The following is an 8473-nucleotide window of genomic DNA, read 5'->3' on the forward strand; positions in this document are numbered from 1 at the left end:
GAGGTGTCGGCTCGAAGAGACGACGGAGGGGGAAGAGGCAAGATCTGCAAGCACTTCCCCCTCCGGCGCTTCGCGCCGCCTCCCCCGCTAGGGGGAGGATTAAGCGCTAAAGCCGATCCCGCAGCGCGTACCAACTCAGCCCCGCCACGGTCAGCGGCCAGCGCAGCCAGCGCCCGCCGGGGAATGGCGGCGTCGGGACCCGCGCCAGCAGGCCGAGCGCCTCGGCGCTCCCCTCCGCCAGCAGCCTGCCAACATAGGGCGCCAGCATCACCCCCTGCCCCGAATAGCCCGAGGCCACGCGCACGCCCGGCGCGACCTCGCCGACGAACGGCATGCGGCTCATGGTGATGCCCAGGGTCCCGCCCCAGGCGTGGGTGATCTCGACCTCGGCCAGGCGCGGATAGACCTTCGCCAAGTTCTTCCGGACCATCCCGGCGATGTCGCGCGGGAAGCCGGGGCGGTAGTTCTCGCCGCCGCCGAACAGCAGCCGCCCGTCCGGCGTCTTGCGGAAGTAGTTCACGACGAAGCGGCTGTCGGACACCGCCGCGTTCGAGCGGATGATCGCGTCGGCCAATGCCCCCAGCGGCGTGGTGACGGCGATGAAGTTGTTGATCGGCATGACCCGGGCCCGCGCCGCGCCCGCCATGGCGTTGAGGCAGCCGTCGCCGGTGAGGATCAGCCGCTCGCAGGTCACCCGGCCCCGCGCGGTCTCGACGACGATCTTGCCGCCCTCGCGCCGCCAGGCCTCGGCGCGGGTGTGCTCGTGGATCACGGCGCCCGCCGCCAGGGCGCGCCGGGCCATCCCTTGCGCCAGCTTCAGCGGATGGACGTGACCGCCGCCGCGGTCGATCAGGCCGCCGTGGTAGACGTCGGTCCCCAGTTCGTGGGCGAGGTCGGCCTCGCCGATCAGGTCGAGCTGGTCATAGCCATAGCGCTCGGCCATCAGCGCGAGATAGGCGGCGTCCTCGGCCTCGCCGTTCGGCTTGTGGCGCGCGTGGATCATGCCCGGCCGCCAGTCGCAGGGGACGGCGTCGGTCAGGGTCTTGAAGTGGGCGCGGGCGTCCTCGGCCAGACGCCACAGGGCGAGGGCGTCGTCCTGTCCGACGGTCTTTTCAAGCCAGGCCTGGTCGCGCCGCTGGCCGGTGTGGACCTGCCCGCCGTTGCGGCCGGTGGCGGCGGCGCCGACGTGAGCGGCTTCCAGGACGATCGCCCGGCTGCCCAGCGCCAAGGCCGCGCCGAGGCCGGTGAAGCCGGCGCCGACGATGCAGACCTCGATCTGGTGATCGCCTTCGAGCGGCGGAAGGTCGAGAGGCCCCAAAGCTGTGGCCTCGTACCAGTTCCCTCTCCCATAGGGAGAGGGGTAGGGGTGAGGGGTTTCGCCGGTCACCACTGTAACCCCTCATCCCCCACGCCTTCGGCGCGGGTCCCCCTTCTCCCTAGGGGAGAAGGTTCATGCTCTGCCCTACACATTCAGCAGCAGGAACTCCCGCTCCCATGGGCTGATGGTGCGCATGAAGGTCTCGTACTCGGCCTGCTTCACCCGATCATAGGCGGCGCAGAAGGTGGGGCCCAGGATATCGACCAGGGGCTGGCAGGCCTCGAACAGCTTGAGCGATTCCGACAGGCTGCGCGGCAGCTCCACGCCCCGGACGCTGGCGTCGGTGGCGACCGGCTCGGCGGGTTTCAGGCCCTGGACCATGCCCAGATAGCCCGCCGCCAGCGAGGCGGCGATCGCCAGGTACGGATTGGCGTCCGACGAGGGGATGCGGTTCTCCAGCCGCCGGTTCTCCGGGCCCGACGGCGGCACGCGCAGGCCGCAGGTGCGGTTGTCATAGCCCCACTGGGTGTTGACCGGCGCGCCCGAGTCCTTGGCGATGCGGCGGTAGGAATTCACGTACGGCGCCAGGATCGCCATGATCGCCGGCAGGAAGGTCTGCTGGCCGGCGATGAAGCCGTGGAAGAGCTCGGTCTCCTCGCCCTTCTCTCCTGAGAACAGGTTGCGCCCCTTCTTGTCGACGATCGACTGGTGGATGTGCATGGCGCTGCCGGGCTCGGAAGCCATCGGTTTGGCCATGAAGGTCGCGTAGATCTCGTGCTCCAGCGCCACCTCGCGGATGGTGCGCTTCATCATGAAGACCTGGTCGGCCAGCTCCAGCGGATGGCCGTGCCGCAGGTTGATCTCCATCTGCGCCACGCCGCTTTCGTGGATCAGGGTGTCGATCTCCAGCCCCTGGCGCTCGGAGTACTCGTACATGTCCTCGAACAGGGCGTCGAACTCGTTGACCGCGCTGATCGAATAGCCCTGCCGCCCGGTTTCCGGACGCCCCGAGCGGCCGATGGGGGGCTTCAGCGGATAGTCCGGGTCGGTGTTGCGGTCGACCAGATAGAACTCGATCTCCGGCGCCACGATCGGGCTCCAGCCCTTCTCGTCATAGAGCGCCAGCACCCGGCGCAGCACCTGGCGGGGCGCTTCCTCGACCGGGCGGCCGTCGGGGTGGAAGGCGTCGTGGATCACCTGGGCCGTCGGGTCCTGCGCCCATGGCACGGCGGCCAGGGTGGCGAAGTCGGGGGTCAGGAAGATGTCGGTGTCGGACTGCACCGCGTTCACCGCCCCCTCGAATTCGGGGAAGTCGCCGGTGATGGTCTGGTAGAATACCGCCAGCGGCAGGTTCATCGACGGCGTGCCGAGGAACTTGCGCACCGGCATGATCTTGCCGCGCGCCACGCCGGCCAGGTCGGGCACCACGCACTCGATCTCCTCGATGTGCTGGCGCGCGAACCAGTCCTTGGCCTCCTCGATCGTCGAGACGCCGCGATCCAGGATCTGGTCGCGCTTGGCCTTGTTGTGCTTGGGCTTCATGCCGCCGCCTCCGGCTTGAGCGCGCGGAGGATGGGCTCGGCCTCGGTCAGGGACTTGCCGATGATCCCGACCAGCTCGTCGATCTCGGCGTGGGTGATGATCAGCGGCGGGCAGCAGACGATGCTGTCGCGGATGGCGCGGACCATCAGGCCGTTCTTGATGCAGATGTCCCGGACGATCGGACCGGCCTCGCCCTCCTTGTCGAGGAAGCGATGGTTGGTCCCCTTCTCCCGCACGATCTCGACCGCGCCGATCAGGCCCAGCGAGCGGGTTTCGCCGACCAGCGGATGGTCGTTCAGTCGCGCCAGGGCCTTGGCGAGGTAAGGGCCGGCGTCATCGCGCGCCCGCTCGACCAGGCCCTCGCGCTCGATGATCTCGATGTTCTTCAGCGCCACGGCCGCGCAGGTCGGGTGGCCCGAATAGGTGAAGCCGTGGATGAAGTCGCCGCCCTTCTCGCGCAGCTCGGCGACGATGTGGTCGGCCACGCCCACGGCCGAGATCGGCAGGTAGCCCGACGACAGGCCCTTGGCCATGGCGATCAGGTCCGGCTTGATCCCATAGTGCTGGTGGCCGAACCATTGGCCCAGGCGCCCGAAACCGCAGATCACCTCGTCGCAGACCAGCAGGATGCCATACTTGCGGCACAGGGCCTCGACCGCGGGCCAGTAGCCGTCCGGCGGGATGATCACCCCGCCCGCGCCCTGCACCGGCTCGCCGATGAAGGCCGCGACGTTTTCGGGGCCGACCTCCAGGATCTTGTCCTCGATCTCCTTGACCGCCCGATCACGGAAGGCGGCCGGATCCTCGCCGAAGCCCTCGCCGAACTGGTAGGGCTGCATCACGTGGGCGACGCCGGGGATCGGCAGGTCGCCCTGCTTGTGCATCGGCTTCATGCCGCCCAGCGACACGCCCGCGACGGTCGAGCCATGGTAGGCGTTCCAGCGGCTGATGAAGACCTTGCGCTGCGGCTGGTCTTTCAGCTTCCAGTAGTGGCGGACCAGGCGGAAGACCGTGTCGTTGGCCTCCGAACCCGACGAGTTGAAGAACACGTGGGTCAGGCGGCCGCCCATCTTCTCGGCGATCTTGGCCGCCAGCTTCACGGTCGGCGGCGTCGTCGTCTTGAAGAAGGTGTTGTAGTAGGGCAGCTCCAGCATCTGGTCGTAGGCCGCGTCGGCCAGCTCGGTGCGCCCGTAGCCGACATTGACGCACCACAGGCCCGCCATGCCGTCGAGAATACGGTGGCCGTCGCCGTCGGTGATGTAGCAGCCCTCGGCGCGGGTCACGATGCGGCTGCCGCCCAGCTCGGCGATGACCTTGTGGTCGGCCTGGGCCGGTAGGTGGTGGGCGAGGTCGAGACGCTTGAGCTCGGCGACGTCGTGGTTGCGGATGGGGACGGTCATACTGAGGCTCCTGGGTCTTAAACGACGAGCGGCGCGCCTCTGAGGGCGCGTCCGAAGATTTCGAAGAAGATTTGCGATTGCCGGTTCTGCGCCGGCTTCCATTCGGGGTGCCACTGGACGGCCAGCACGGGCGCGCCGTTGACGGTGGCGGAGAACCCCTCGACCACGCCGTCCGGCGCGCGGGCCTCGACGGCGAGGCCTTCGCCCAGCCGGTCGACGCCCTGGTAGTGGACCGAATTGACCATCGCCGCCTCGGCCCCGAACGCGCGGGCCAGCACGCCGCCGGGGATCAGGCTCACGTCGTGCAGGTGGTCGAACATGCCGTTGAAGTCGACGTCGTCGAGCGCGTGGTGGGCGATCAGGTCGGGGTTGGCCGCCATGTCCCGCCGCAGCGTGCCGCCGAACGCGACGTTGATCTCCTGGAAGCCCCGGCAGACGCCGAACACCGGCTTGCCGAGGTCCAGCATGGCCGTGATCAGGTCGGCGGTCATGCCGTCGCGGGCCGCGTCGAACGGGCCCGGCGCGTCGCCGATCTCCTCGCCATAGAGCGCGGGGTCGAGGTTCGAGGGACTGCCCGTCAGCATCAGACCGTCCAGCCGCCCGGCCACCTCGGCCGCCCGCATTCTTCCCGGCAGGGACGGGACCAGCAGCGCCGCCACATCGCCATAGGCCATCGTCGCCTCGACATAGCGGCTCATCACCGCCTGGGCCGGCTCGACCCCGACCGTGCGCGTGCAGCAGATGATTCCAGCGACGGGGCGAGCGGTCATCCTAGATCTCCGATTTCCCCGGCGAATGCCGGGGCCCAGATCGAAGGCGCCAAGCTCTGGCCGGCTGGCGCATCAAGCGAGCGCGACATCATCGGGCGCTCAGGCTGAATCTGGGTCCCGGCATTCGCCGGGAAGGTCGGGTTGTGGTTAGACATGGGTCACGACAACAGCACCGCCGGCGAGCAGGCGTGCCAGCACAGCCACACCGTCTCGCCCAGCTTGAAGTCTTCCTGGTCCCAGCGGGTCAGGTTCGAGCGCTGGACCTTCACGCGCCGGCCTCCCCCATTGGGCGTAAGAACCTCGACCTCGTAGGTCGAGGAGCCGCCCAGATAGGCCTCGTGCTTGATGACACCCGCCACCGCGTTGAAGCCTTTCGGGCAGTCGCCCAGGTTCGGCGGTTCGTCGCCCTCCTTCTTGTGCAGCTCGATCTTCTCGGGGCGGATCGCCGCCCACGCCGTGCCGCCGCGCGGGCCGGTGACCCCGTGGTCCAGGAAGATGTCGACCGGCAGGTCCGGCGACTTGATCACCGCGTGACTGGGCTCGTCGACCGCCAGCACGCCCTCGAACAGGTTCACCTGGCCGATGAAGTCGGCCACGAAGCGGCTGTTGGGGAACTCGTAGAGGTCGCTGGGCGTGGCCACCTGCTGCAGCACGCCCTTGCTCATCACCGCGCAGCGCGACGCGAGAGCCAGAGCCTCGTCCTGGTCGTGGGTGACCATGATGAAGGTGATCCCGACCTTCTCCTGCAAGGTGCAGAGCTCGGTGCGCATCTGCTCGCGCAGCTTGGCGTCCAGCGCCGACAGCGGCTCGTCCAGCAGCAGCACGCGCGGCCGCTTGACCAGGGCGCGGGCCAGGGCGACGCGTTGGCGCTGGCCGCCGGACAGCTGGTCGGGCTTGCGCTCGCCCAGGCCGCCCAGTTGCACCAGCTCCAGCGCCTCGGCCACACGCTGGTCGCGCTCGGCCTTGGGCACGCGGTCGACCTTCAGGCCGTAGGCGACGTTGTCGGCCACGGTCATGTGCGGGAACACGGCGTAGGACTGGAACACCATGTTCACCGGCCGCTTGTTGGGCGGGATGTTCGAGATGTCCTGGCCGTCGATCAGGATCCGCCCCTCGGTCGGGGTCTCGAAGCCGGCCAGCATCCTAAGCAAGGTGGTCTTGCCGCAGCCCGACGGTCCCAGCAGCGCGAAGAACTCGCCCTCGTTGACGGTCAGCGAGACGTTGTCGACGGCCGCCAGCTTGCCGAACCGCTTGGTGACGTTCTCGAAGGTGATGATGGGTTTTGGCGCGGTCATTGCGGATGTCCCCCGGCACACAAAATCCCGACCTCCCCGGCGAATGCCGGGGTCCAGATCATAAGGCTGGAAGGAGCCAGGAAGGGCGAAAGCTCAGGCTGAATCTGGGTCCCGGCATTCGCCGGGAAGATCGGAAGAGAGAGGAGTGTCATTTCGCATCCCCCGCCCCATGACCCGCCGTCGCGGCCGGGTTGCCCTGCAGTTTCAGCGCCGCCGCGGTCAGCAGCACGGTCAGCACGATCAGCACCGTCGAGGCCGCGTTGACCTCGGGCGTCACCGAGAAACGAACCATCGAATAGACCTTCACCGGGAAGGTCACCGTGTCGGGCCCGGCGGTGAAGAAGGTGATGACGAAGTCGTCCAGGCTCAGCGTGAAGGCCAGCAGCGCGCCGGCCACCAGCGACGGGGCCATGTGCGGCAGGATCACGTCCCGGATGGTGCGGAACTCGCCGGCGCCCAGGTCGCGGGCCGCCTCCTCCATCTCGCGGTTGAAGCTGGCCATGCGGGCGCGCACCACCACCGCCACGAACGGGAACGAGAACGAGACGTGGGCGATGATGATCGCGCCCAGGTTCAGCGGCCATGGCAGTCCCTGCGGCCAAGGCATGACCTTGGCGAAGAACACCAGCATGGCCACGCCCATGCAGATCTCGGGCACCACGATCGGCAGGGCCAGGGCGCCGTCCAGGGCCGTCTTGCCCGGGAAGCGGAAGCGCCACAAAACGAGCGCCGCCAGGGCGCCGATCACCAGGCTGATCACCGTCGAGACCGCCGCGATCGTCAGGCTGTTGGCGAAGGCCTCCAGCAGGGCCGAGTTGTCGAACAGCTTCTCGTAGTATTTGAGCGTGAAGCCCTTCCAGACGATGTTGCGCCGGCTGTCGTTGAAGCTGAACGCCATCAGGGCGATCAGCGGCGCGTAGAGGAAGATCCCGACGGCGGCCAGCCACAGACGCATGGGCCAGCGGCGCAGGTATTCCAGCGGACCGGGGGGCGAGCGTTTGGTCATGGGAGCACCTTCCCCCATCCGATTTCCCCGGCGAATGCCGGGGCCCAGATCGAACCCATTGGCCTTGGACCAGAGGAACAGGTCGAGAGGCGCGAACACCCCAATCGCTCAGGCTGAATCTGGGTCCCGGCATTCGCCGGGAAGGTCGGGTTGAAGGCGCTCATCCCTTGGCCTCCGGCGTTCTCTTCGCCAGGACCGCCTGGATCGCGATGGCGATGAAGGTCAGGTACATCAGCACGAACGACATGGCCGCGCCGAAGGGCCAGTCGTTGGCGCGCTTGAACTGGCGCTCGATGATGTTGGCGATCATCTGGCTGTCGGGCCCGCCCAGCAGGTCCGGCGTCAGATAGGCGCCCAGCGCCGGGATGAAGGTGATCAGCACGCCCGAGGCGATGCCCGGGATGGCCAGCGGAACCACCACCTTGAAGATCGTCCGCAGGTGCCCGGCGCCCAGGTCGAGGCTGGCTTCCAGCAGCGACTTGTCCAGGCGATCCAGCGCCGAATAGAGCGGCAGCACCATGAACGGCAGGTGGACGTAAACGAGGCCCAGGATCACGGCGAAATTGTTGTGCAGCAGGCCCAGCGGCTGGAAATCGCCGAAAGGCTGAAGGCCGACCAGCGCCGCCAGACCGCTGCCCCCGTTCCACAGCCACTCCAGGCCCTGGTTCACATAGCCCTCGGTGCGCAGCACGGCGATCAGGGCGTAGGTGCGGATCAAGAGGTTCGTCCAGAACGGCAGCATGATCAGCAAGAGCAGCCAGGCCTTGGCCTTGTCCGAGGCGAAGGTGATGGCCAGGGCCACCGGAAAGCCGGCCACCAGGCACAGGGCCGTGGTCAGGGCGGCCACCCACACCGACTTCAGGAAGATCTTCAGGTACAGCGGCTCGATCGCCCGGGCGTAGTTGTGGAACGTGCCGGTGATCTCGATCTCGGTCAGGCCCGCGTTGTGGCCGAAGCTGTAGGCCCAGACGATCGCCATGGGCGCGAGAAAGAACAGCACCAGCCACACCAGCGGCGGTCCCAGCGCCGCGGCGAAGACGGCTTTGGCCTGTTTCCAGGATTGTTCCATTCCACTCCCCGCTTTCCAAGATCCTCCCCCGCGACGCGGGGGAGGTGGCCCAGAGGGCCGGAGGGGGCGAGCT

At 68.1% G+C, this 8473-nt stretch carries 7 protein-coding genes; all 7 read right to left on the reverse strand.

Features of this window, described 5'->3' with window-relative positions; translation table 11 throughout:
- Nucleotides 1–106: 106 nt before the first annotated feature.
- Nucleotides 107–1387 (reverse strand): FAD-binding oxidoreductase, encoded by a 1281-nt coding sequence (locus AX690_RS09630; RefSeq protein WP_066680542.1) that lies wholly within the window; start codon nucleotides 1385–1387, stop codon nucleotides 107–109.
- A 75-nt stretch (nucleotides 1388–1462) separates the two neighbouring features.
- On the reverse strand, nucleotides 1463–2860 hold the full coding sequence (locus tag AX690_RS09635; RefSeq protein ID WP_066680507.1) for a glutamine synthetase family protein: 1398 nt from the start codon (nucleotides 2858–2860) through the stop codon (nucleotides 1463–1465).
- Nucleotides 2857–4260, reverse strand: a complete 1404-nt coding sequence (locus AX690_RS09640) for an aspartate aminotransferase family protein (protein ID WP_066680509.1) — start codon at nucleotides 4258–4260, stop codon at nucleotides 2857–2859. Before AX690_RS09640 ends, AX690_RS09635 begins: the two co-directional genes overlap by 4 nt.
- Before the next feature lie 17 nt (nucleotides 4261–4277).
- On the reverse strand, nucleotides 4278–5030 hold the full coding sequence (locus AX690_RS09645) for a gamma-glutamyl-gamma-aminobutyrate hydrolase family protein (protein ID WP_066680511.1): 753 nt from the start codon (nucleotides 5028–5030) through the stop codon (nucleotides 4278–4280).
- Between the two features lie 158 nt (nucleotides 5031–5188).
- The gene (locus AX690_RS09650; RefSeq protein ID WP_082769591.1) at nucleotides 5189–6346 is read right to left on the reverse strand and encodes an ABC transporter ATP-binding protein; all 1158 of its coding nucleotides are present in this window, start codon (nucleotides 6344–6346) and stop codon (nucleotides 5189–5191) included.
- Nucleotides 6347–6473: 127 nt separating this feature from the next.
- On the reverse strand, nucleotides 6474–7349 hold the full coding sequence (locus AX690_RS09655; protein ID WP_082769592.1) for an ABC transporter permease: 876 nt from the start codon (nucleotides 7347–7349) through the stop codon (nucleotides 6474–6476).
- A 142-nt stretch (nucleotides 7350–7491) separates the two neighbouring features.
- The gene (locus tag AX690_RS09660) at nucleotides 7492–8400 is read right to left on the reverse strand and encodes an ABC transporter permease (RefSeq protein WP_066680516.1); all 909 of its coding nucleotides are present in this window, start codon (nucleotides 8398–8400) and stop codon (nucleotides 7492–7494) included.
- Nucleotides 8401–8473: the final 73 nt, after the last annotated feature.

This window comes from Caulobacter sp. CCH9-E1 (assembly GCF_001556515.1).
Classification (GTDB): domain Bacteria; phylum Pseudomonadota; class Alphaproteobacteria; order Caulobacterales; family Caulobacteraceae; genus Caulobacter.

Bases quoted from the DNA above. Each gene is read 5' to 3' on its own strand.
- AX690_RS09635 (WP_066680507.1), bottom strand. From the start codon at position 2,860: ATGAAGCCCAAGCACAACAAGGCCAAGCGCGACCAGATCCTGGATCGC.
- AX690_RS09640 (WP_066680509.1), bottom strand. From the start codon at position 4,260: ATGACCGTCCCCATCCGCAACCACGACGTCGCCGAGCTCAAGCGTCTC.
- AX690_RS09645 (WP_066680511.1), bottom strand. From the start codon at position 5,030: ATGACCGCTCGCCCCGTCGCTGGAATCATCTGCTGCACGCGCACGGTC.
- AX690_RS09655 (WP_082769592.1), bottom strand. From the start codon at position 7,349: ATGGGGGAAGGTGCTCCCATGACCAAACGCTCGCCCCCCGGTCCGCTG.
- AX690_RS09660 (WP_066680516.1), bottom strand. From the start codon at position 8,400: ATGGAACAATCCTGGAAACAGGCCAAAGCCGTCTTCGCCGCGGCGCTG.